We start from the raw sequence: 22,743 nt of genomic DNA, 5'->3' as shown, positions 1-22,743 counted from the left end.
TCGCCGTGGCGGGGCGGGAAGATGGGCGCCTCGTGAGCCGAGACCCCACCGATGCCCCGTCTCTTCGCTGCCCTTCTGCTGCTTGCCTTGTCGGCGTGCGCCAGCACACCGGACTACCCGCCGCCTGCTGAGCCCTCGCGCAAACATGCCCTACCCGAAACAACGGGGCCGCACCGCTTCCTGCACGCGGCCGGCACGCAATGGGTGGATGAAGCAGGCGGCCCGGTGCGGCTGCGCGGCATGGCCTTCGGCAACGAGGTGTACTCGAAGAACCCGCTTCCGACGACCCACCACGGCGAGGCCGACTACGCGCGGCTGCGCGACATGGGCATGAACCTGGTGCGCTTCTACCTCTACTACGGCACGCTGGAAGACGACACCGCGCCGTTCCGATACAAGCAAAGCGGCTGGGACTGGCTGGATCGCAACGTCGCCTGGGCGCGCGCGCACGGCATCTACCTGATCCTGAATCTCCACGTCCCGCAGGGCGGCTTCCAGTCGCTCGGCGAAGGCGGCGCGCTGTGGTCGCAGCCGGCCAACCAGGACCGCTTCGTTGCGCTGTGGCGGGCGATCGCCGCGCGCTATGCCGACGAACCGGTCATCGCCGGCTATGACTTGCTCAACGAACCCGTCGTGCCGCGCGGCAAGCAGCAATGGCAGCAACTCGCGCAGCGCACCGCCAACGCGATCCGCGAAGTCGATCGCCGCCACAGCGTGATCGTCGAGCGCGTGAATGCCGTCGCCAGCAAGTGGGACAACGATGCCGAGATGAACTTCGTCACCATCAGCGACCCCAACGTCGTCTACACCTTCCACTTCTACGAACCCTTCGCCTTCACCCACACCCATGCGCCCTGGGCCGGCATGGCCCGTGTGGAGGGCGGGCAGTGGGGGCCGCAACGACACTCGGAGATCACCACCGGCTTCAAGCGCTACCTCGACTGGGGCGCGCGCCAGGGTGTGCCGCTCTATCTCGGCGAGTTCGGGCTGATCCGTGCTGCCTTTGAAGCCAATCGCAACGGCCTGGCCTGGGCGGCGGACATGATCGACCTCGCCGAGGCCGCGAACCTGCCCTGGACCTGGCACAGCTACCACGAGGACCACTTTGCGCTGTACTACGGCTATGGCACGCCGATCAATCCGGATAAGGCCAACCAGGCCCTGATCGATTTGTTGCGCGACAAGCTGGCCCGCTGAGCGGGATGCATGGGCGAGCGATCCGGTGCAAGATGCCGGCGTTCCGCCAACGATCGGAGTTCCGCATGCCCGCTGCCCTTCGCAAGTCGCTGCTTGTCCTGATCCTTGGATGCTTCGCGGGCGCCGCGCTCGCCGACGCACCCTGCGCCCCGCGCAAGCTGGGCTTCGACCAGCCCGGCTGGGCACACCGGCCGCTGTCGAAGACCAAACGCGACACCAAGTACAGCGTGGCGGACGACGGCGGCACCAAGGTGCTGCATGCCGATGCCGATGGTTCGGCCTCGTACTTCGTCAACGCCTTCGCGCGCCCGGTCGCCGCGCCACCGCTGCTGCGATGGCGCTGGAAGACAGACGCCGCGGTACCCGGCGCCGACAACCGTGACAAGAAGAAGGAAGACGCCCCGCTGCGTGTGATCGTGGCGTTCGACGGCGACGTCAGCACACTGCCCGAGGAGGAGCAGAAGCGCTTCAAGCGTGCCAAAACCCTGCTTGGCAAGAGCGTGCCCTACGCGGTGCTGATGTACACCTGGAGCGACAAGATCGCGAATGACACGGTGGTGCCCTCGGCACACAGCAGCCAGGTCAAGATGATCGCGATCGCACCGGGCACGCTGGGCCAATGGCAAACCCTGTCGCGCGATGTGGCGGCCGACTACCGCCGCGCCTGGGGCAGCGAACCGGGCCCGGTGCTCGGCGTGGCCGTGATGAGCGACACCGACAACACCGGCGCCAAGGCGGCCGGCGACTACGCGGACCTCGCCTTCGAATGCGGCCGCTGACCGGACTGCGCGCCGCCCTGCTCGCCATCGCGCTGGCGCTGGGTGGCTGCGCCAGCCTGCCGACCGACATCGCGCGCAACGAATCCCATGCAGCGACCGACACCGCCACGACGCGGCTGGGCCGAGCGTCGGCAACGCTGACCGGCGCCCACGCCGGCAGCAATGCCTTCCGCCCCTTGCCAGACGGCGTCGACGCGCTGCTCGCACGGCTCGCGCTTGCCAAGGCGGCGGAGCGCACGCTCGACCTGCAGTACTACATCTGGCGTGACGATCTGACCGGCCGCCATCTCGCCCATGCGCTGATCGACGCCGCGGACCGTGGCGTGAGGGTGCGGGTGTTGCTCGACGATGTAGGCACCGGCGCCGACGACGACGTGCTGCTGGCGCTCGACACCCATCCCAACATCGAGATCCGGCTCTTCAACCCGGTCGCCAACCGCAGTTTCCGCATGTTGGGCATGGCGTCGGACTTTTCGCGCACGAACCGGCGCATGCACAACAAGGCCTTCATCGCCGACAACCAGGCCGCCATTCTCGGTGGTCGCAATATCGGGGACGAGTACTTCGATGCCGGCAGCGATGTCGCCTTTGGTGACCTCGACGTGCTGACGCTCGGCCCGGTGGTGCCGGAGGTCTCGGCCAGCTTCGACAGTTTCTGGAACGCCGCGGCCTCGTTGCCGATCGCAGCGCTCGCCGGGCGCGCTGGCGACGCAGCGGCGCTTGCAAGTACCCGCGCGGCACTCGATGCCTTCGTAGCGGCAGAAAACGAAAGCCCTTATGTCCAGGGTCTTGCCGCAGAGGTTGCACGCGTGACGGACGAGCGCGACGGCCAGTGGTTCTGGGGCAAAGCGCGGCTGCTGCACGACGACCCGGACAAGATCCAGCATGCACCCGGGCAGGCACAAGGCACCCTGCTGACCCAGTTCGGCAACATCGGCGACGAGGTGCGCACCGACCTGTTCGTGGTGTCGCCCTACTTCATCCCAGGTGACGCCGGCGTTGCCTGGTTTCGCAAGCTCACCGATCGCGGCGTGAAGGTCACCATCCTGACCAACTCGCTCGCAGCCAGCGACGTCGGCGCGGTGCACTCGGGCTACAAGCGCTATCGCGAGGCGCTGCTTGAGGCTGGCGTGCGGCTCTATGAACTCAAGCCCACCGCCATCGAAGCAGCGAAGGACAAGAAGAAGAAGCTTTTCGGCGCGTCGCGCGCATCGCTGCACGCCAAGACCTTCCTGTTCGACCGGCACGCCGTGTTCATCGGATCCTTGAACCTCGACGCGCGATCGATCGAACTCAACACCGAGATCGGCCTGCTCTGCGACAGCGCGGACATGACGCGCCGCATGGCCGAAGGGCTGGAAAACAATCTCGATGCCGTCGCCTGGCGGCTCGCGCTGGCACCCGATGCGAACGGCCAGAAGCAACTGGTCTGGATCGAACAAACGCCGGACGGCGCACTGACGCGCACCGAAGAGCCGGATGTTGGCCTGATGCGCCGTATCGGTGTGTGGTTCCTTGGCCTGCTGCCGATCGAATCGCAGCTCTGATCGAAGCGCGCCGGCGCACAGCCGGGCCCGGCGTCGCTTCACATAACCCGCTTCACATAACTTTACCCAGCCTACAAATCGCGCCAACGCAGCGCTCGCAGACTCTTCATCGGGCTCTCCCACACTCTGATGAAAGGTCTCACCATGCCAGCCACCGAATTCCTCCGCACCGCACGCCGTATCCTGCCGGCGCGTAGAACCATCGCTGCCTTCCTTGGCGGCATTGCCGTCGCCCTGGGTGTCGGCGCGATCGCGGCCGGGCACGGCCTCGCCAACGGCATGCACGGCCATGCGTCCTCGACACAGCACAGCCCGGACGAGATGAACCGGCACATCGAGCACATGCTCAAGCACTTCTATGCAGAGATCGACGCCACCGACGCACAGCGCGCGCGCATCGAACCGCTGGTGAAGCAGACTGCAACCGAACTGATGCCGCTGCACGATCGCTTTCACGCCAGCCACGCCGATGCGCTCAACCTGCTTGCCGAAGCACCCGACCGCGCCGCGCTGGAACGCTTCCGTGCCGGCCAGATGCAGGCGATGGACCAGGCCTCACGGCGCCTCACACAGCTGATCGCCGATGTCAGCGACGTGCTGACGCCCACCCAGCGCAAGCAGCTCGCCGAGCACATCGCGGAACATCACCGCCTCGGCCGCGGCTGAAGGCCCCCGGCGCTCGCCGCACATCGGGTGCTAGAGTCATAGCCAATATGGCCGCACACCTGCTGCTCGTTGAAGACGACGCCCCGCTTGCCGAGATGCTTACCGAGTACCTCGGCAGTGCGGGCTTCGTGGTCACGCATGCGGCCACCGGCGCTGGCGCGCTGCAACAGCTCGCGCGGACGGATTTCGATGCCCTCGTGCTCGACCTGATGCTGCCCGACATGGATGGGCTCGACGTCTGCCGCCAACTGCGCGCCCGGTCGGATCTGCCAGTGTTGATGCTGACCGCCCGCGGCGACGCAATCGACCGCATCGTCGGCTTCGAACTGGGCGCGGACGACTACTTGCCCAAGCCATTCGAGCCGCGCGAGCTGCTGGTTCGGCTGCGCGCGATCCTGCGACGCAGCCGCGGGCCGCTCGGCGCCGAACAGGCGCTGCACTTCGGACGGCTCGAGATCGACCGCGCCGCGCACACCGCGCGGCTCGACGGGCACGCGTGCAACCTCACCAGCTACCAGTTCGCCTTGCTGCGAACCCTGGCGGAGAACGCGGGCCGCGTGATGTCGCGCGAGGCGCTGATGGATCACGCCAAGGGCGAAACACTCGAAGCCTTCGACCGCTCGATCGATGTGCACATGTCGCGCATCCGTGCGGCAATCGAAGACGACCCCAAGCAGCCGCGCCGCATCATCACCGTACGTGGCGCCGGCTACCTGTTCGCGAAGGCGCAGGCCTGAGATGTCGCGCCTCTACCTGCGCTTCTACCTCACGCTGCTCGTCTGCCTCGTGCTGTTCGCCCTGGCCGGAACGCTCGTCATGCATCGCGCCGGCGGGCCGGTTTCGCAAGCGTCCGAAGCACTCGCGCGGGTTGTGCAGAACGCACTGCCGCCGGCCGATGCGCCGCTCGCCGAACAACAGTCGGCCGTCACACGGCTGGTATCCGGCCTCTCGGCCAATGTCAGCCTGCTGCGCGCGGATGGAACGCCGATCGCAACGATCGGCATGCCGCTACGCCTGCGTCACGCCGCCGAACACGGCGGTCCTTCACCCGCCTGGGTGATCCGACTGCCGGACGGGCGCTGGCTGCTGGCCAGCGTGCCGATCGGGTTCGGCCACCCGGCGCATGTTCTGCTGCTGGCGCTGGTGGCCCTGGCGCTGCTCGTTGCGCTGGCGGCCTACCCGATCGTGCGCCGCATCACGCGACGACTGGAACGCCTGGAGGCCGGCGTCACCGCGCTGGGCACCGGCAACCTCGGCGCGCGCGTGGCGGTGGAGGGGCACGACGAAGTGGCACGCCTGGCCGCGCGCTTCAACGATGCTGCCGCGCGTATCGAGTCGCTGGTCGGCGCGCAACGCTCGCTGCTCGCCCACGCATCGCATGAGCTGCGCACACCGCTGGCGCGTATCCGCATGGCGGTCGAGTTGATGAAGGACGCGGCCGAGCCGCGACGCAAAGCGGGGCTGGAACGCGATATCGCCGAGCTCGACGCCCTGATCGACGAGATCCTGCTGTCGAGCCGCCTCGACGCCATCGCGACGCCCACCACCACCGAAGCGATCGATCTGCTGGCGCTGCTCGCCGAAGAGTGTGCGCAGTACCCGGACACCACGCTGGCGGGCGAAGCTGCGGTGATTGCCGGTGACGGCCGCCTGCTGCGGCGGCTGATCCGCAACCTGCTCGACAATGCACAGAAGCATGGGCAAGCCCCGACCACCGTCAGATTGCACACCACGCCGAGCGAGGCGGTGATCCGCGTCTCCGACGCGGGCAGCGGCGTGCCTTCAAGCGACCGTGAGCGCGTCTTCGAACCCTTCTACCGCCCCGCCGGCGCGGTATCGACGCGCGGCAGCGGGCTTGGACTGGCCTTGGTGCGCAAGATCGCCCGCCACCACGGCGGTGATGCGCGATGCCTTGAATCGGGGACTGGCGCCAGCGCCTTCCTCGTTACATTGCCGATCCGGCTGACAAGCTAACGCAAACGGCCTCAGGAATTCGACCCGCACCGCTCGAACACTGAGCGATCGAGCAGGTCGTAGCGAGTCGTGCTGCCATCGACTTCCTTCAACTCGAAGGCATCCTTGCCGAGCGGCGTGATCGCATTTACATCGGGCGGCCAGGTCAGGCCGGTGTCGTACATCCAAACGATCTGCTGGCCGGCGATTCCCCAGGAACCGGACATCGCGGTGCGTGGGCGGGCGGTGTCGCGGTAAGCGTCGGCATGGAAGCTGCCGTCTTCGTCCAGCACCACGCGGTAGTGCTCTTTGCCGCGAGTCGCCGCCCAGATGCCGACGTACTCGCAGGGCGTGTTGGGCAACGCATCGAAAATTGCACGCTTCTCGGCAAACAGGCGCCGACCATCCTTGCCAGCATGGCTATCGACACACGCAACGAAGGCTTTGGTGGATGCGAGCGCGCTGCGCTCCTTCGCGTCGAAGCGGACGCCGCGGCGGCAACCTTCGATCGCCTGCGCAAGTTCGGGCCGGCCTTCACTGCAAGCGACCAGCAGCACCCAAAGAGCCAGACTTCCTGCGCGGAAACATTGGTGCAGCGCACGAGCGTTGGCGCAGAGCGGGGTCATTGGACCGTGGCCTTATCCGGAAGGGGGCGCACGCAAAGCGTGCCCAGCTGACCAGCCGCCTGCTCGCCCGTAATCTCGGCAAGAAGCAACCAACCGTTCCACCAACCGGGTTGCGGCGTCGCCTGCACCACCCTTGTCTCGCCCGCAGTCAGCGCCAGCACGAGCGCGTGCTTCGCGTCGCTACCTCCGTCGAGGCGGTGTTCGCCTGCAGGCACGTCGACCACGATCACCCGGCCAGCTTCAAGTGCGCCCAGGTTGCGCCCGTCAAGGGCTAGATCCGGCCGCAAACCTGAGGCGATTACCGTTGCTTGGCGGAACACAACAAGGCGCGCCATGCCCTCGCCCAGTGGAGACTGGCGACGCGCGCGAGCATCGAAGCGATCGGCGGCGTCGCACTGCTGGTCTATCGCGTAGTGCAACACGCCCCATGTGGCAATCACATCGCCAAGCGTGCAAGCGGTCAACATCGCGGCAAGCACAAAGCCAGCAATACCGAGTGGCGCGACGCGAAGCATCGTTATCCTTGGCGGCCCAGCACCTCACGCAGCGCGGCAGTGCACAGGCGGATGTTCTCGACCCGCGCGCCGTAGCCCATCACGCCGATACGCCACACCTTGCCCGCCAGCGCGCCGAGCCCTGCGCCGATCTCCAGCCCGTAGTCGTTGAGCAGCGCCGCGCGCACCGCGGCGTCGTCCGCCCCGGCCGGAATGCGCACCGCGTTGAGTTGCGGCAGGCGCGCGTCAGGGCGCACGACGAATTCGATGCCCATCGCTTCGAGCTTGTCGCGCAGCATCTCGTGCATCGCGCGGTGGCGCGCCCAGGAGGCTTCCAACCCCTCTTCGGCCAGCATCACCAGCGATTCGTGCAGGCCGTAGAGCGGGTTGACCGGCGCAGTGTGGTGGTAGGTGCGCTTGCCGGCGCCGGACCAGTATCCGAGCACCAGGTTCAGATCCTGGAACCAGCTCTGCACCGGGTGCTTGCGCGCCTTGAGCTTGGCCACCGCGCGCTCGCCAAAACTCACCGGCGAGAGGCCTGGCGTGCTCGAAAGACACTTCTGGCTGCCCGAGTACGCCGCGTCGATGCCCCATTCGTCGAGCAGCACCGGCACGCCGCCAAGCGAGGTGACGCAGTCCATGATCGTCAGCGCATCGTGTTCGCGTGCGATCTGCGCCAGCGTGGCGGCGTCCGACAGTGCGCCGGTGGAGGTTTCGGCATGCACGAAGGCAAGGATGCGCGCCTGCGGATGTGCCTGAAAGGCCTTGCGCACCTTGTCCGGGTCGACCGGCGCGCCCCACTCGTCTTCCACGATCACCGGCGTGCCGCCGCAGCGGCGCACGTTCTCGGCCTGGCGGCCGCCGAACACACCGTTGACGCACACGATCACGGTATCGCCCGGTTCGACGAGGTTCACGAAGCAGGTTTCCATGCCGACCGAACCGGGCGCGGAGACCGGGAAAGTCAGTTCGTTCTTTGTCTGGAAGGCCCAGCGCAGCAGGGTCTTGAGCTCTTCCATCATGCCGCTGAAGGCCGGGTCGAGGTGGCCCACTGTGGGCAGCGCCATCGCCTGCAGCACACGCGCCGGGACATCGCTCGGGCCGGGGCCCATCAGCACGCGACGAGGCGGGTGGAAGGAGGTGATCTGCGGCGCGCTGCGGTCCATGTAGGGCTCTCCGACGGGTTCTGATGAGTCGCCGATGGTGGTGCCGCGGGTGCGGGCTGGTCAAGCCCGCAACAACCCTAGTTCACGCCGGCTCGGCCACTGCGCGGCGGTGGCCGCGGATCGCTGTGGGCGCAAAGCCGAAGCGACTGCGGAAACGTAACGCGAAGCGGGACGCGGACTCGTAACCGACCGCCTCGGCGATGCGCGTAACCGGCATCGCGGTGGATTGCAGCAGCTGCATTGCACGCGTCATCCGCACATCGACCAGCAGTTCGCTCAGCGCGGTGCCCTCGGCCGCCAGGCGGCGGCGCAAGGTGGCTTCGCTGATCGCCATCGCAGCAGCGATCTGGTCGGTATTCCACGCGCGGCCCGGCTCGGCGTCGAGCAGGCCGCGCACCCGCCGCACGAAGGACGGCGGCGGTGCCTCGGCAAAACGGCCGCCGTGATGCGCGAGCCACACCAGCAACTCGGCCATGCGATGGCGCGCAACGCCTTCAGGCACCACGTCGGGCTGTGCGATCGCATCACGCGCATGCAGGCAGGCGTTGGCAAACGCATCGCCCTGCGGATGGATCGCCAGCACATCGCGGATCGGCGGCGCGTCGCAAACTTGTGCGGCGAGCAGCGCCGGTTCCCACACCAGCCAGAAAGCCTCGTAGTGGCCATCCGGGCCAACGCGGTTGGTCACATCGAAATGCTGCCCGCCGGCAATCGCCAGGGCCTCACCAGCGTGCAACACGCAGTCGCCACCGGCCCAGCTGAGCGCTTTCTCGCCGTGCGTGATGAAGATCAGGATCGGCGTGTCGATGAACACCCGCGCAAAACGCAGCGCCTGGCGCTGCACGATGCGCGCGGTGCTGCCGACGCCGGGGCGGGTATGGATCTCGGGGCTCATGGATTGCGTGGCGGGCGGTGATGCCCGCCAGTGTCGCCGATCCGGGCCGCTCAGCGCCCGCCGGTTGCCTTCAGCGACGCGCGGCCGAGCGTCACGCTGCGCATCATGAAGCCGAGCATCGCCGGCGTGGCGTGCGCGGGCAGGTCGAAGCGCTCCACGCTCAGCGCATGCACGGTGACGATGTAGCGGTGCGTTTCACCCACCGGCGGGCAGGCGCCGAGGAAGCCGGGCTGGCCGGTGTCGGTGTTGAGCTGCATCGCGGCCGCCGGCAGCTTGCCCGCTGCGCTGCCGGCGCCGGCCGGCAAGGCGCTTGTGTCGGCCGGCAGGTTCGCGACCACCCAGTGCCACCAGCCTGAGCCGGTCGGCGCATCGGGGTCGTACACCGTCACCGCAAAGCTCCTGGTGCCGGCGGGCGCGTTGTCCCAGCGCAGATCGGGCGAGACATTCCCGCCGCTGCAGCCGAAGGCATTGGCGTACTGCGCGGGCGCCAGCTTGCCGCTCGCGAGCGCATCGCTCTTGAGCGTGAAATCGGCCGCGCTGGCCGGCATCGCGATAAGGGTGGCAATCAGGGCGAGGGATCTGAGTTGCATGGCAGGCTTCCTTGCAGGGTTTCGGTGTCATCAGTATCGGCACTGAGCAGGGCGCCGTGCGTGCCAAGTCGATCGATTTCGGTGCCGATCCGATCACACGCGCCGCGCTCGCCGCCGCCACGCCGTGCGGGTACACTCAGCCCTTACAGCAGCAGGTGCCCCGATGGCGTTCGCCGGAGGGGTGAAACGGGAAGCCGGTGCGCCTTCGGGCCATTCCGGCGCTGCCCCCGCAACGGTAAGCGAGTGAAGACGCGGCAAGACGCCACTGTGGCAACACGGGAAGGCGCTGCGTCGGTGCCAGCCGGCACGCTCGCAAGCCCGGAGACCGGCCTGATGCTGACAGCGGGCATTGCGGGTGGGCGATGCCGCGTGAGGTGTATCCCCTTGCGCGAGCTTCCCTCCGGCCAGCCCGTTCGTTCCCGATGTGGCGCGGGCGTTGCGCTGCCTCGGGGTGTTGCTATGCGACCGTGCCGGCCCGCCGTGGCCCCGGTCCGCTCCGAAAGGGTTATTCGATGCTCGCACCCGCCCGCCGTCCGCAACTGGCCATCGCCACCGCACTCGTTCTGCTGATGACCGCCAGCCGTGGCCATCACCTTGCCTCGCTCGCGCACCTGCCGGGCGCATCCTGGGCCGTGTTCTTCCTCGCCGGCGCCTATCTGCGCCCGCGCTCGGCGCTGCCTGCCCTGCTCGGCCTGGCCTTCTCGCTCGACTATGTCGCGATTGCCTGGCAAGGCGTCAGCGATTTCTGCGTCAGTGCCGCCTATGTGGCACTGATCCCGGCCTACGCGGCACTGTGGGGTGCCGGCCGGCTGTACGCCGCGCGCCACAGCGACACCGTGCGTACCCTGCCCTGGCTGGCGGTGTGCGCGCTCGGCGGGGTCGTGATCTGCGAACTGATTTCGAGCGGCAGCTTCTACTTCTTCTCCGGCCGCTTCGCCGAACCAACGCTTGCGGTGTTCGCGGAACGGCTGGCGACCTACCTGCCGGGCGACCTGGGCAACGCGGCTTTCTGGATCGTCATGGCGACCGGTGTGCACGCCTGCTTTGCGATGCTGGCGCACACCGCGCCGCGCGGGCAGCGCACATGAGCCAGGCGCAGCAAGGGCGCACGCAATGAGCACCCTGGCCAGCGTGGTGCTAGCGCTGGCGCTCGACGCACTGCTTGGCGAGCCGCGGCGCTGGCATCCGCTGGTCGGCTTCGGCCGGCTGGCGCAGGCGCTTGAAGTGCGCTGCAACCGGCAGGGCAATCGCCTTGGGCGCATGACCGGTCTGCTCTGCTGGGCCGTGCTGGTGCTGCCGCCGGTGGCGCTGTGCGCGCTGGCCCTGCCTGCCCCGGCCGGTACGCTTTTCGGCGCGCTGGTGCTGTACTTCGCACTCGGCGCACGCAGCCTCGCCGAGCACGCCCGCGCCGTCGCCGAACCCTTGCTGCGCGGCGAGCTGCCGGCAGCGCGGCAGGCCTTGTCGATGATCGTCAGCCGCGACACCACCGCGCTCAGCGAATCCGGTGTCGCCGCCGCGACCTGCGAATCGGTGCTGGAAAACGGCAACGACGCGGTTTTCGGTGCGCTGTTCTGGTTCGTCGTCGCGGGGGCGCCGGGGGCGCTGCTGTTCCGCCTGGCGAACACGCTGGATGCGATGTGGGGCTACCGCACGCCACGCCTGCTGCACTTTGGCTGGGCCGCGGCGCGGCTGGACGACCTGCTCAACCTGATCCCGGCGCGGCTCACCGCGCTGGGCTATGCGCTCGCCGGGAGCTGCGCGAACGCACTGCATTGCTGGCACACCCAGGCGGCCCGACACGACAGCCCGAACGCCGGGCCGGTCATGGCAGCCGGCGCCGGTGCATTGGGGCTGGCGCTCGGCGGCCCGGCGGTGTATCACGGAAAGCTGGAGCACCGCCCGACGCTGGGCCGTGGCCGCGATGCCACGCCGGCTGACATCGACGCGGCGTTGCGCCTGACGCGCCGCGCGCTGCTGCTGTGGCTCGCGGCAATCACACTGGGAGGCCTCATTGCGACCCGCATCGGCACCTGAGTTGGCGAGCCCGCACGGCGGACGCTTGCGCGAAGCCTCGCGCCGCTATGGCATTGCGCTCGACCAATGGCTGGACCTATCGACCGGCGTGAATCCGGTCGCCTGGCCGGTGCCGCCGCTGCCGTTGAGCTGCTGGCAGCGCCTGCCGGAAGAGGACGATGGGCTCGAAATCGCAGCCGCGCAGTACTACGGCAGCGAGACGCTGCTGCCGGTGGCGGGCTCGCAGGCCGCCTTGCAGGCGCTGCCCTGGCTGCGGCCGCACGGCGCCGTCGGCGTGGTCGGGCCGAGTTACGCGGAGCACGCCGCTGCTTGGCTGCGCGCCGGGCACCATGTTGAGGACGTCGAGCCGGACACGATCGACAGCCTGCTGCCGGCGCTCGACGCACTGGTGCTGGTCAATCCGAACAACCCCACCGGCGAGCGCTACCAGATCGGCCAGCTGCTTGCCTGGCACCGCCAGCTGGCAGCGCGCGGCGGCTGGCTGGTGGTCGATGAAGCTTTCATTGACGCCACGCCGGCGGAAAGCCTGGTCACCCATGCCGGCATGCGCGGGCTGATCGTGCTGCGCTCGCTAGGCAAGTTCTTCGGGCTGGCGGGCGCCCGCGTCGGCTTTGTCTTCGCCGACGCGGCCCTGCGCGGCCGGCTGGCACATCTGCTGGGCCCCTGGGCCGTCAGCGGGCCGGCGCGGGCTGTGGCAATGCTCGCGCTGGGCGACCACACATGGCAGGCAACCCAACGCCAGCGCTTGCCGCAACAGGCCGAAGCGCTGCGCGCCCTGCTCGCGCGCCACGGCCTGCCGCCCACCGGCTGCAACGCGCTGTTCCAGTGGGTACGCACTGAGCATGCGGCGGAAATCGCCCACACGCTGGCACATCAGGGTGTGCTGGTGCGGCGCTTCGACTACCCGGAAAGCCTGCGCTTCGGCCTGCCGCCCGATGCCGCCGGCCTCGCCCGGCTCGATCTCGCGCTCGGCCGCGCGGTGGCAGTCTTAAGTCTCGCTTAAGTCGGCTTCAGTCGGTGTTAAGTCTCGCGCCTGCAAGATGCAAGCGCGTTGAACACCAACGAACCCAACCGATCAGGAGTGATGACCATGAAGAAGCTGCTTGCTGCCTTGTTTGCGATGACCTTTGCTGCCGGTGTGTTCGCCGCCGACGCCGCACCTGCGCCGGCCGAGAAGCCGGCTGCTGAAGCCGCCAAGCCGGCCAAGGCGACGAAGAAGAAGACCAGTCACAAGAAGACTGAGAAGCCCGCCGCCGAAAAGACCGAAGCGGCCCCGGCCAAGTAATCGGATCAACAGACCAGCACCCGGCTCGCGCTGGACGAGCTCCGCGAGCCGCGGAAAACCCCTTGAATTGAAACGGAAATCGGAACCATGAACATGAAGAAGCTGTTAGCTGCCCTGTTTGCGATGAGCTTTGCCGCGGGTGTATTCGCCGCTGACGCTGCCCCGGCCCCGGCGGAAAAGCCGGCCGCCGAAGCAAGCAAACCCGCCGCCCCGGCAAAGAAGAAGAGCACCAAGAAAAAGACCAAAGCTGCCCCGACGACCACCGACGAAGCCAGCAAGGCTGCGCCGGCCAAGCAGTAACCCATCCGGCCGCCCTAGCGGCGGAGGGGGAGAGTTGGGCTCCGGCAACCTGCCGGAGCCCGTTTTTTTTGGCGGCGCCTGAACGATAATCGCCGCCACGAAAACCGGAAGGGACGAGCTGGATGCGCGTGTTGCTGGTGGAAGATGATCCGATGGTCGGCGATGCAAGCCGGCTGGGTTTGCTTGCAGCTGGATTCACCGTCGACTGGGTGCGCGACGGGCGCGCCGCCGAGTTGGCGATCGAAGCCAACGAATACAGCGCCGCGGTGCTGGATCTGGGGCTGCCGAAGATTGACGGCATGTCGCTGCTGTCGCATCTGCGCCAGCAGGACAACCGGCTGCCGGTGATCGTGGTCACGGCGCGCGACGCGGTGTCGGACCGCGTTGCCGGCCTCAACGCCGGCGCCGACGATTACCTGACCAAACCCTTCGACCTGGACGAACTGGTCGCCCGCCTGCGCGCGCTGATTCGGCGAAACAGCGGCCGCACGCAGCGCGTGATCACCTGCGGCGCGATCGCGTTCGACACCGAGGCACGCACCGTCAAGCTCGATGGCGAACCGGTCACGTTGTCGGCACGCGAGCTGTCGCTGCTCGAAATCCTGCTCGAAAAGCCGGGCGCGGTGCTGTCGCGCGAGAAGCTGGAGGAAAAGCTCTTCGGCTGGGGCGAGGAGCCCTCCTCCAATGCACTTGAAGTGCATCTGCACAACCTGCGTCGCAAGCTTGGCGCCGATCGCATCCGCAATGTGCGCGGCGTGGGCTACAAGGTGGTCGCGTGAGCGCTCCGCGCTCGATCCGTGCCACGGTGCTCGGCTGGCAGCTGGGCGCGATGCTGCTGCTCGGATGCGTCGCGGTGCTGGCCGCCTACACGCTGGCGGTGCGTTCGTTCGAGACGCTGCGTAACCTGGAACTCGCACAGATCGCCGACGCAGTCGCGCGCCACGGCGTGGAGCCCGACACCGACGACGACGAGCAACCGGGCGACTTCCTCAGCCAGGTCTGGAACGCCAACGGGCGGCTGGCCTACGCGAGCCACGACCCGGCGGTGCCGAAGCCGAAGAAGCTGGGCGAATTCGATTTCCTGTACGACGACCGTTCCTGGCACGGGTTCGCGCGCACTTACGGCGGTCAGACCATCCTTGTCGCGCGCGAGGCCGGTGCACGGCGCGAACTGTTCATGCGGATCTCGCTGCCGATGCTGACGGTGCTGGCCGGCCTCGCAACCCTGCTCACGGTATTGCTCGGGATACGCGTCAATCGTGCGCTGGCACCGCTATCCTCGCTGCGCGCCGCCTTGTCGGCGCGTGACCCGAGTTCGCTGACGCCGGTGCCGGTGGACGATGCGCCGCGCGAACTGGTGCCGCTGGTCGGCACGCTGAATGGGCTGCTTGGACGCGTGGAAGGGCTGCTCGAGGGCCAACGCCGCTTCATCGCCGATGCGGCACATGAACTGCGTACGCCGGTCACCGCGATCCGCCTGTATGCGCAACTGGCGCAGCGCGCCGACACCGCAGCGGACCGCGATAGTGCGATCGCGAACATCGAAGCGAGCTGCCTGCGCGCGACCCACCTCGTCGAACAACTGCTCGCGCTGGCGCGACTGGACCCGGACAATGGCCCCGGGCGCGCGCCGGTAGCCCTTGAATTGATCGCCCGCGAGGGCGTGATTGCGCAATCCCCGCTTGCCGAGGCGCGCGGCATCGACCTTGGCCTTGGCGATTGCGATGCGGTGTCGGTCGAGGGCAGCGACGCCGAATTGCGCATGCTACTCAACAACCTGATCGACAACGCGGTGCGCTACACCCCGGCCGGAGGGCAAGTGGACGTATCGGTGCACAGGACCGCAACCGGCGCTGTCGAACTGCGTGTGGAAGACAGCGGGCCAGGCATTCCGGAAGACGCACACCAGCGCGTGTTCGAGCGCTTCTTCCGACTCGCTGGCGCCGAACAGCCGGGCACCGGGCTCGGGCTCGCCATCGTGAAAAGCATTGCCGAGCGACATGCAGCAACCGTGGTGCTGGAAAACCGCGCAGAAGGCGGGCTGCGCGTGCGCGTCTGCTGGCCAGCCGCCCCCGCCTAGTCAGCGCTTCGCAAGCGGCCTGATCGTGCGCAGTGCAGCGTTGAACTGTTGAAGCATGGCAGTGGCCCCCATGCTCTTGGGAAACGCGAGGTAGAGCTGATCCACCGTCAACGGCCGATCGAGTGCGACGAAGCGATCGCGGTTGCGCTGCAGTTCCGGGTCGGCCGCGATGGTGGCGTCGATGCCCGCCTGACCATTGCCGATCAAGGCCGCATCGAGCCGACCGGCGAGCAGTTTGCGCAGGCGCTGTACCTGGCTGGTATCCCGTTCGACGGCCACCTCGCCCTGCTGCAGGGCATGGTCGAACACCTCGCCATAGCTTGCGCCAAGCTGGCCCCCTAGACGCTTGCCTTTCAGGTCGCCCAGCTCGCGGTAGCTGAATTCCTTGCCGCGGAGCACGACGATATTGATGTTGTCGCCGTACACCGGATCGGAGAAGTCGAACAGCTTCTGCCGCTCGCTGGTCAATGACACACCGATCAGGCCGCCGCGACCGGCAGCGGCGCTCTCGTAGGCGCGGCGCCAAGGCGAGAGCTCTAGCCGGAAGCGCACGCCCATGGCCGGCTCAAGGAGCTTCAGGATTCGCGGCAGCTCGCCGCGCGGCTCTCCCTTGTCGGCCCAGATCACCGGCGGATAGTTGTCGTCGCCAAAGACGGGAATCGTGTCGTCGGCGACCAAGGCCGGCGCCCAGGTGATGAGGGCAAACAGGATCGACCAGAACTTCATCCAACACCTCCTGGCTCGAAGGGGCCGCTATTCCCGTGGATGGCCGTGGCACGGCGGCTCAATGCACCTCGTAGCCGAACAGGCGCGACGGGTTGATCCGCACCATCACGCTCTGGCGCGGCACGATCGAATCAATCGCAAAGTCCTTGCGCGACGTATCGCGCCGCACCGGCTCGACATACGGCACGCCGTTGCTGTTGCTGACGCTGTAGACGGTTGGTGTGGTGGCCAGCTTGCCGCGACGCAACACCACTGCCACCTCGCCATTGGCGAGACGGACGAACGCCCCCGGCGGAAAGATGCCGATCTCCTTCACCAGCATAGCCGCGAGCGGGTTCTCCTGCCCTCCCATCGAGAGGAAGCTCTCGCGTGCAGCGCGATTCGGCGGCAAGGCGCTGCGGCCGGCACGCGGGCTGATCTTGGCGCCAAAGATGTCGGCGTGGCGAATCAGCTCGGCCAGTGGCGAGATATTCGTGACGCCACGCGGATAGCCCTTGCCGTCCGGCGTCTCGTGGTGTTCGGCGACTGCACGCAGCCAATCGGTGTCGCGCAGGCCTGCCTGCTGCAGGATCGCCACGCTGCGCGCCGGGTGAGCCTGGATTTCGGCGCGTTGGCGATCGGTGGGCGGCGTGCTTTGCGCCGCAAGCACCGCTTGCAGTTCGAGCATGCCCAGGTTCATCGTCAGCGCGGCGTTGATCAGCGTGCGCCGCTCGTCGTCGGACGCCTCGGTCTTGCGTGCAATCAGCTCGCAGATCACTGCGGTGTGCAGCGAATGCGCCACCGCATACTTGGTCGCATCCGCCTGCATCATGACGAAGACACCGACGTCGGCGTCTCGTTCGGTGAGCAGCTGGAGCAGCATCGACAGCTGCTGAAGCTTGTCGAGAAAGTCCGGATCCTTCACGTTGTCGCGCAGCAGCAGCGACAGCTTCACCTGCAGATCGGACCACAACCAGATCGGATCGAAGGCCTGCGCCTTGGGCTTCTCGGAGGCTTGCCGCTGGCGGCGGAATTCGTCTTCATCGACGAACATGCCTCGCGCCAGCAGGGAGTGCAGCTGCGCTTCGCTCTGGATGGTGTAGCCGCGACTGAGCAGAAGGTTGCCACCTGCATCGCGGACATTCCACGGCAGTGGTACGCCGATCTTCACATGGTCGGCCAGCAACTGCAGTTGCTTCATTACACGCTCCGTCTCCTGGTGCAGCTTGCCCCGTCAGGCAGTTGACGGGTTTTTCCGGTATCGACTTGAGCGCGAGATGTAAAAAGTCCAAAAAATAGAAAAGCCGCCCGAAGGCGGCTTGCTTGGGGCACAACCCGGATCAACCGATCCGGCCAAGGATGCCATCGAGCTGGTCGAGGCTGCCAAACTCGATCACCAGCTTGCCGGCGCCCTTTTTGTTGGCCGCGATCTTCACCGTGGCGCCGAGTTTGTCCGCTAGGTCTTCCTCAAGCCGGGCGACGTCGCGATTGACGACCTTCGGCAGCTTTTCGGCTTCCGGCTTCAGCGCGTTCTGCACCGCCTTCTCGGTTTCGCGCACCGACAGGCGGCGTGCGACGACCTGATTCGCAAGCAGGATCTGCTGAGCCGGATCCAGCGCCAGCAGTGCGCGCGCATGGCCCATTTCAATATCGCCCAGCATCAGCAGCTCGCGCACCGGTTCCGGCAGCGCCAGCAGCCGCAGCAGGTTCGACGTCGCCGGACGCGAACGCCCGACGGCATCGGCCGCCTGCTGGTGCGTCATGCCGAATTCGTCGATCAGGCGCTGGATGCCCTGCGCTTCTTCAAGCGGGTTGAGGTTCTCGCGCTGGATGTTCTCGATCAGCGACATCGCCAGCGCGGCTTCGTCCGGGATCTCGCGGATCAGCACCGGCACTTCGGCCAGCTCGGCAATCCGCGCGGCACGCCAGCGGCGTTCGCCGGCGATGATCTCGTGGCGGCCACCACCGATCGGGCGCACCAGGATCGGCGACATCACGCCCTGCGCGCGGATCGACGCAGCGAGTTCTTCCAGGCTACCGGCATCCATGCGGGTGCGTGGCTGGTATTTGCCCGGCTGCAGCTCGTCGATCGCCAGCGTGTCGAGGCGGCCCTTGTTGTCGGCCGAAGTGTCGGCGCCGAGCAAGGCTTCCAGCCCGCGGCCGAGGCCCTTGGGTTTCTTGACCATGTTTCTGATTCCTGGTGTGCAAATTCAAGGGCGTCGCCGCGCAGAGTGCAGCAGCGCCCGGTGTTCGGTGTTGCGGCCGGCTATTCGATCTCGCGCGCCCGATACCAGTACGCGTAGCAATCGGAAAAGCCGAGTCGTTGATACAGGGCACGCGCCACGGCATTGCCGGCGCCCACCTGAAGGCATGCATGCCGCGCGCCGGCGTTTTGTGCCCGCTGGAGCAGCGTTTCGACGAGCGTGGCGGCATACCCCCTGCCACGCATCTCGGCCTGCGTATGCACGCCATAGAGGCCCGCCATGCTGCCATCGAACAGCACGCAGCCTGCCGCAACCGGCGCGTCCCGTTCGCCCATCAGCAAACGAATGCCGGTGCCCGCAAACGATACAGCGCGTTCAACATCCACCGCGATGCGCTCCGGTGCGTCACCGTAGAGGCGCCCGGCCTTGTCGGCAAATTCGCGCGGCCCGACTTCATGCAGGGGCAAGGCGCTTGCCGGGGCTGTGCCAGCCTCGAGCGTACGGTACATGACGCGGGATTCCTCAAAGGCCACGAAGCCCCGTTCGGCGAGCGCGGCGTCGAGCCCCTGTGGCTGCGAAAACGGCGTGATGCGGAAGGTCAGCGGCAAACCCGCAGCCGCCAGCAGGGCAGCAGCGCGTTCGATGCGTTCGTCAACCGGCATGAGGCCGTCGCCGATCGCGTTCACGCAGCGTGCCCGTTTTGCCCGGCTGTTGGCGAAACGCACCAGCCAACCGTCGACCAGTGCCTGCTCGCGCACATGGGTGGCATTGAGCCCGGCATCTTCAGCCTGGGCGGCGAGCGCATCACGCGCATCGCGCAGCGCCTCGGGAACCGAGCGCGGATCGAATGCGGCAGCCATCGTCGGACTAGATCGATTTGATCCGTTCGATCATTTCCGCGGCAAATGCGAGGTAGGCCTGCGAGCCCTTGGCCGCCTTGTCGAACACCACGCCCGGCAAGCCATGGCTGGGCGCTTCGGCGAGCCGCACATTGCGCGGGATCACGGCCTTGAAGACCTTGTCACCAAAGTGGGATTCGAGCTGTGCCGAAACCTGCTGCGACAAGGTGCTGCGCGGGTCGAACATCACGCGCAGCAGGCCGATGATCTTCAGGTCACGATTGAGCTTGGCATGGACTTGCTTGATGGTGTTCACGAGGTCCGACAGGCCTTCCAGCGCGTAGTACTCGCACTGCATCGGGATGATCACGCCGTGCGCCGCGCACAAGCCGTTGAGGGTGAGCATCGACAAGGATGGCGGGCAATCCACCAGCACGAAGTCGTATTCGTCATCCACCGCGCGCAAAGCGTCGCGCAGGCGGTTCTCGCGGTTGTCGAGGTCGACCATCTCGACTTCAGCGCCCGCGAGGTCGCGATTGCTCGGCAGTACGTCGTAGCCGCCGGCCTCGGATTTCGCACGTACTTCCGGCAAGGTCTTCAGACCGACCAGCAGGTGGTAGACCGAAGCAGCCAGACTGCGCTTGTCGACCCCCGAGCCCATCGTGGCGTTGCCCTGCGGGTCGAGGTCCACCAGCAGCACGCGCTGGCCGTGCGCCGCGAGGGCGGCCGAAAGGTTGACGGTAGTGGTGGTCTTGCCGACCCCACCCTTCTGGTTGGCGACTGCGAAGATGCGGGCCATCAGTTGCGCTCGAGAACGATCAAGTGTCGGTGGGTATCGGCTGCGCCGGGCAGCCGCAGGGCGATTGCTTCTTTCATTCGCACACCAGCGGGCAGCTGTGCGAGTTCTTCATGAGGATACACGCCCTTCATGGCCAGCCAGTGTCCGCCGTCAGCAACAAGGTGATCCGTCAGCCGGACGAAGTCGGCCATGTCGGAAAAGGCGCGCGAGATCACTGCCGGAAAGGGTTTCGCCGGCTGCCACTGCTCGACGCGGACATGATGCGATTCGAGGTTCTTCAGCCCGAGATCGATCTTTGCCTGGCGCATGAAGGTGACTTTCTTCTGCACCGTATCGACGGTGTGCACTTCGAGGTCCGGCCGAACGATCGCCAGTACGATGCCCGGCAGGCCCGCACCTGCGCCGATATCGGCGATGCGATCGACGGTCACGTGCAGCAGCACGGTGAGCGAGTCGAGCAGGTGCAGCGTGATGATCTCGTCCGCGTTGCGGATCGCGGTGAGGTTATAGACCTTGTTCCACTTCGCGATCAGCGCGGCATAGGCGAGCAGGCGTTCGCGGGTATCGGCGGGCAGGTCGAGGCCAAGCTCGGCGAGGCCCTTTTCGAGCAGTTGATTGGGCGTCATGCGGCAGCGTCGCGGATCTGGCTGGATTTCTTCAAATGGATCAGCAGCAGCGAGATGGCTGCCGGGGTCACCCCCTGGATGCGGCTCGCCTGACCGATCGTTTCCGGTTTGTGCGCGGCAAGCTTCTGCCGCACTTCGTTGGAAAGGCCCCGCACTTGTGCGTAGTCGAGGTCGATCGGCAGGGCGGTGTTCTCTTGCGCCGCTTGGCGCGCAACCTCGTCCTGCTGACGGTCGATGTAGCCCTGATACTTGGCCGAGATCTCGATCTGCTCGACGGCCTGCGGATCGGTGACCGGATCAGCCGGCGCCGTCGACAGTGCCATCAGGGCGCCGTAGCTGATGCCGGGGCGGCGCAGCAGGTCGAAGAAGCGAGCCTCACGTTCAAGCGGCTGCCCGAGCAGCGTCTCAGCCTCGCCTTCGGCGAGCTTGTGCGGTACGGCCCAGGTCGAGCGCAAGCGTTCGGTCTCGCGGTCGATCGCATCGCGCTTGCGGCAGAAGGCATCCCAGCGCGCATCGGACACCAGGCCAAGCTCGCGGCCTGCCTCGGTCAGACGCAGGTCGGCGTTGTCCTCACGCAGGCTGAGGCGGTATTCGGCACGCGAGGTGAACATCCGGTACGGCTCGGAGACGCCGCGCGTGATCAGGTCATCGACCAGCACGCCGAGGTAGGCTTCGCCACGCGCCGGGCACCAGCTCGCCCTGCCCTGTGCCAGCAGCGCGGCGTTCGCACCTGCGAGCAGGCCTTGGGCGGCGGCCTCTTCGTAACCCGTTGTGCCATTGATCTGACCGGCGAAGAACAAGCCGGCGATGGACTTGGTCTCAAGGCTGCTCTTCAGGTTGCGCGGGTCGAAGTAGTCGTACTCGATCGCGTAGCCCGGGCGCAGGATGTGGGCATTCTCCATGCCGCGGATCGAGCGCACGATCGCCAGTTGCACATCGAACGGAAGTGAAGTCGAGATCCCGTTCGGGTAGAACTCGTGAGTGGTCAGACCTTCCGGCTCAAGGAAGACGTTGTGGCCGTCCTTGTCGGCAAAGCGATGAATCTTGTCTTCGATCGACGGGCAATAGCGTGGGCCGACCCCTTCGATCACGCCGGTATACATCGGTGAGCGATCGAGATTGGCGCGGATGATGTCGTGAGTGCGTTCGTTGGTACGCGTGATCCAGCAAGGCAGTTGCTTCGGATGCTGGGCCGCGTTGCCAAGGAAGCTGAACACCGGCACCGGATCATCGCCCGGCTGTTCTTCCATCTGCGAGAAGTCGATCGTTTTGCCGTCGATGCGGGGCGGCGTGCCCGTCTTGAGGCGCCCGACCGGGAGCTTCAGATCGCGCAAGCGATGTGACAGCGTGACAGCCGCCGGATCACCGGCGCGGCCAGCGGTGTAGTGCTCGAGCCCGACGTGGACCAACCCGTTCAGAAAAGTGCCTGCGGTCAGCACGACCGTGGGCGCCTCAAAGCGCAGGCCGATCTGCGTGATGACACCGGTGACACGATCGCCGGCGACGGTGATGTCGTCGACGGCCTGTTGAAACAAGGTCAGATTCGGCTGATTCTCAAGCCGGTGTCGAATCGCCGCCTTGTAGAGAATCCGATCGGCTTGAGCGCGCGTTGCGCGCACGGCCGGGCCCTTGCTGGCATTCAGGATGCGGAACTGGATTCCACCCTCGTCGGTGGCCTCCGCCATCACACCGCCAAGGGCGTCGACTTCCTTGACCAGATGCCCTTTGCCAATTCCGCCGATCGACGGGTTACAGCTCATCTGCCCCAAGGTCTCGATGTTGTGGGTGAGCAGCAGCGTGGCACAACCCATACGGGCAGCGGCGAGCGCGGCTTCAGTGCCGGCATGACCGCCGCCGACAACGATGACATCAAAACGAGTGGGGTACAGCATGTTGTGCTCCCGGAGGGACCGGTTCAGGGGAAGGGGCGGAATGATAAGGCGTGAGCCTGAAAATGC

At 66.9% G+C, this 22,743-nt stretch carries 25 protein-coding genes and 1 riboswitch; of the genes, 13 read left to right on the top strand and 12 right to left on the bottom strand.

Features of this window, described 5'->3' with window-relative positions; translation table 11 throughout:
- Positions 1–51: 51 nt before the first annotated feature.
- The 6 genes from HH302_RS10910 to HH302_RS10885 all read left to right on the top strand — a co-directional run bounded on the left by HH302_RS10910 (position 52) and on the right by HH302_RS10885 (position 6,163).
- The gene (locus HH302_RS10910) at positions 52–1,197 is read left to right on the top strand and encodes a glycoside hydrolase family 5 protein (protein ID WP_172202180.1); all 1,146 of its coding nucleotides are present in this window, start codon (positions 52–54) and stop codon (positions 1,195–1,197) included.
- A gap of 65 nt (positions 1,198–1,262) precedes the next feature.
- Positions 1,263–1,976 (top strand): DUF3047 domain-containing protein, encoded by a 714-nt coding sequence (locus HH302_RS10905; RefSeq protein ID WP_172202178.1) that lies wholly within the window; start codon positions 1,263–1,265, stop codon positions 1,974–1,976.
- Complete coding sequence (locus tag HH302_RS10900; RefSeq protein ID WP_172202176.1) at positions 1,964–3,523, top strand: phospholipase D family protein; 1,560 nt, start codon at positions 1,964–1,966, stop codon at positions 3,521–3,523. Before HH302_RS10905 ends, HH302_RS10900 begins: the two co-directional genes overlap by 13 nt.
- 144 nt (positions 3,524–3,667) lie before the next feature.
- Complete coding sequence (locus tag HH302_RS10895; protein ID WP_172202174.1) at positions 3,668–4,189, top strand: Spy/CpxP family protein refolding chaperone; 522 nt, start codon at positions 3,668–3,670, stop codon at positions 4,187–4,189.
- Positions 4,190–4,236: 47 nt separating this feature from the next.
- Entirely contained in the window at positions 4,237–4,926 is a 690-nt protein-coding gene (locus tag HH302_RS10890) for a response regulator (protein WP_172202172.1), read from the top strand.
- Between the two features lies 1 nt (position 4,927).
- Complete coding sequence (locus HH302_RS10885) at positions 4,928–6,163, top strand: ATP-binding protein (protein WP_172202170.1); 1,236 nt, start codon at positions 4,928–4,930, stop codon at positions 6,161–6,163.
- An 11-nt stretch (positions 6,164–6,174) separates the two neighbouring features.
- Here HH302_RS10885 and HH302_RS10880 read toward each other — a convergent pair whose 3' ends face one another.
- The 5 genes from HH302_RS10880 to HH302_RS10860 form a co-directional block, all read right to left on the bottom strand.
- The gene (locus HH302_RS10880; protein ID WP_172202168.1) at positions 6,175–6,768 is read right to left on the bottom strand and encodes a hypothetical protein; all 594 of its coding nucleotides are present in this window, start codon (positions 6,766–6,768) and stop codon (positions 6,175–6,177) included.
- Complete coding sequence (locus tag HH302_RS10875; RefSeq protein ID WP_172202166.1) at positions 6,765–7,283, bottom strand: hypothetical protein; 519 nt, start codon at positions 7,281–7,283, stop codon at positions 6,765–6,767. Before HH302_RS10875 ends, HH302_RS10880 begins: the two co-directional genes overlap by 4 nt.
- Before the next feature lie 2 nt (positions 7,284–7,285).
- Positions 7,286–8,428 (bottom strand): alanine--glyoxylate aminotransferase family protein, encoded by a 1,143-nt coding sequence (locus tag HH302_RS10870; protein WP_172202164.1) that lies wholly within the window; start codon positions 8,426–8,428, stop codon positions 7,286–7,288.
- Positions 8,429–8,510: 82 nt separating this feature from the next.
- Positions 8,511–9,323 (bottom strand): AraC family transcriptional regulator, encoded by an 813-nt coding sequence (locus tag HH302_RS10865; protein WP_172202162.1) that lies wholly within the window; start codon positions 9,321–9,323, stop codon positions 8,511–8,513.
- A gap of 50 nt (positions 9,324–9,373) precedes the next feature.
- Entirely contained in the window at positions 9,374–9,913 is a 540-nt protein-coding gene (locus HH302_RS10860) for a YbhB/YbcL family Raf kinase inhibitor-like protein (protein ID WP_172202160.1), read from the bottom strand.
- Positions 9,914–10,049: 136 nt separating this feature from the next.
- Positions 10,050–10,262: riboswitch (cobalamin riboswitch) on the top strand.
- 163 nt (positions 10,263–10,425) lie between these two features.
- Between HH302_RS10860 and HH302_RS10855 the strand changes: the two genes are divergently transcribed.
- The 7 genes from HH302_RS10855 (at position 10,426) to HH302_RS10825 (ending at position 15,612) form a co-directional block, all read left to right on the top strand.
- The gene (locus HH302_RS10855) at positions 10,426–11,001 is read left to right on the top strand and encodes a hypothetical protein (RefSeq protein ID WP_172202158.1); all 576 of its coding nucleotides are present in this window, start codon (positions 10,426–10,428) and stop codon (positions 10,999–11,001) included.
- Between the two features lie 25 nt (positions 11,002–11,026).
- Positions 11,027–11,947 carry an adenosylcobinamide-phosphate synthase CbiB gene (cbiB, locus tag HH302_RS10850; RefSeq protein WP_172202156.1) on the top strand — a complete coding sequence of 307 codons (921 nt, stop codon included), beginning with the start codon at positions 11,027–11,029 and terminating at the stop codon, positions 11,945–11,947.
- Positions 11,925–12,950, top strand: a complete 1,026-nt coding sequence (gene cobD / locus HH302_RS10845; protein ID WP_253946084.1) for a threonine-phosphate decarboxylase CobD — start codon at positions 11,925–11,927, stop codon at positions 12,948–12,950. Before cbiB ends, cobD begins: the two co-directional genes overlap by 23 nt.
- 87 nt (positions 12,951–13,037) lie before the next feature.
- The gene (locus HH302_RS10840) at positions 13,038–13,232 is read left to right on the top strand and encodes a hypothetical protein (RefSeq protein WP_172202154.1); all 195 of its coding nucleotides are present in this window, start codon (positions 13,038–13,040) and stop codon (positions 13,230–13,232) included.
- Between the two features lie 87 nt (positions 13,233–13,319).
- Positions 13,320–13,532 carry a hypothetical protein gene (locus HH302_RS10835; RefSeq protein WP_206254614.1) on the top strand — a complete coding sequence of 71 codons (213 nt, stop codon included), beginning with the start codon at positions 13,320–13,322 and terminating at the stop codon, positions 13,530–13,532.
- 122 nt (positions 13,533–13,654) lie between these two features.
- On the top strand, positions 13,655–14,311 hold the full coding sequence (locus tag HH302_RS10830) for a response regulator (protein WP_172202152.1): 657 nt from the start codon (positions 13,655–13,657) through the stop codon (positions 14,309–14,311).
- Positions 14,308–15,612, top strand: a complete 1,305-nt coding sequence (locus HH302_RS10825; RefSeq protein WP_172202150.1) for an ATP-binding protein — start codon at positions 14,308–14,310, stop codon at positions 15,610–15,612. The genes HH302_RS10830 and HH302_RS10825 overlap by 4 nt, the downstream gene beginning before the upstream one ends.
- Here the strand turns inward: HH302_RS10825 and HH302_RS10820 are convergent, their stop codons facing one another.
- The 7 genes from HH302_RS10820 to mnmG form a co-directional block, all read right to left on the bottom strand.
- The gene (locus HH302_RS10820) at positions 15,613–16,338 is read right to left on the bottom strand and encodes an ABC transporter substrate-binding protein (RefSeq protein WP_172202148.1); all 726 of its coding nucleotides are present in this window, start codon (positions 16,336–16,338) and stop codon (positions 15,613–15,615) included. It abuts the gene before it with no gap.
- Positions 16,339–16,396: 58 nt separating this feature from the next.
- Complete coding sequence (locus HH302_RS10815) at positions 16,397–17,518, bottom strand: HD-GYP domain-containing protein (protein WP_172202146.1); 1,122 nt, start codon at positions 17,516–17,518, stop codon at positions 16,397–16,399.
- Between the two features lie 139 nt (positions 17,519–17,657).
- The gene (locus HH302_RS10810; RefSeq protein ID WP_172202144.1) at positions 17,658–18,503 is read right to left on the bottom strand and encodes a ParB/RepB/Spo0J family partition protein; all 846 of its coding nucleotides are present in this window, start codon (positions 18,501–18,503) and stop codon (positions 17,658–17,660) included.
- Between the two features lie 80 nt (positions 18,504–18,583).
- On the bottom strand, positions 18,584–19,381 hold the full coding sequence (locus tag HH302_RS10805; RefSeq protein WP_172202142.1) for a GNAT family N-acetyltransferase: 798 nt from the start codon (positions 19,379–19,381) through the stop codon (positions 18,584–18,586).
- Between the two features lie 7 nt (positions 19,382–19,388).
- Positions 19,389–20,159, bottom strand: a complete 771-nt coding sequence (locus HH302_RS10800) for a ParA family protein (RefSeq protein ID WP_172202140.1) — start codon at positions 20,157–20,159, stop codon at positions 19,389–19,391.
- Positions 20,159–20,785, bottom strand: a complete 627-nt coding sequence (rsmG, locus tag HH302_RS10795) for a 16S rRNA (guanine(527)-N(7))-methyltransferase RsmG (RefSeq protein WP_172202138.1) — start codon at positions 20,783–20,785, stop codon at positions 20,159–20,161. Before rsmG ends, HH302_RS10800 begins: the two co-directional genes overlap by 1 nt.
- A complete protein-coding gene (gene mnmG / locus HH302_RS10790) occupies positions 20,782–22,677 on the bottom strand; it encodes a tRNA uridine-5-carboxymethylaminomethyl(34) synthesis enzyme MnmG (protein WP_172202136.1) in 1,896 nt (631 codons plus the stop codon). The genes rsmG and mnmG overlap by 4 nt, the downstream gene beginning before the upstream one ends.
- Between the last annotated feature and the right edge of the window lie 66 nt (positions 22,678–22,743).

The sequence above is a fragment of the Niveibacterium sp. COAC-50 genome (assembly GCF_013184235.1).
GTDB classification, from domain to species: Bacteria; Pseudomonadota; Gammaproteobacteria; order Burkholderiales; family Rhodocyclaceae; genus Niveibacterium; species Niveibacterium microcysteis.
This window is presented reverse-complemented; position numbering and strand designations above follow the sequence as displayed.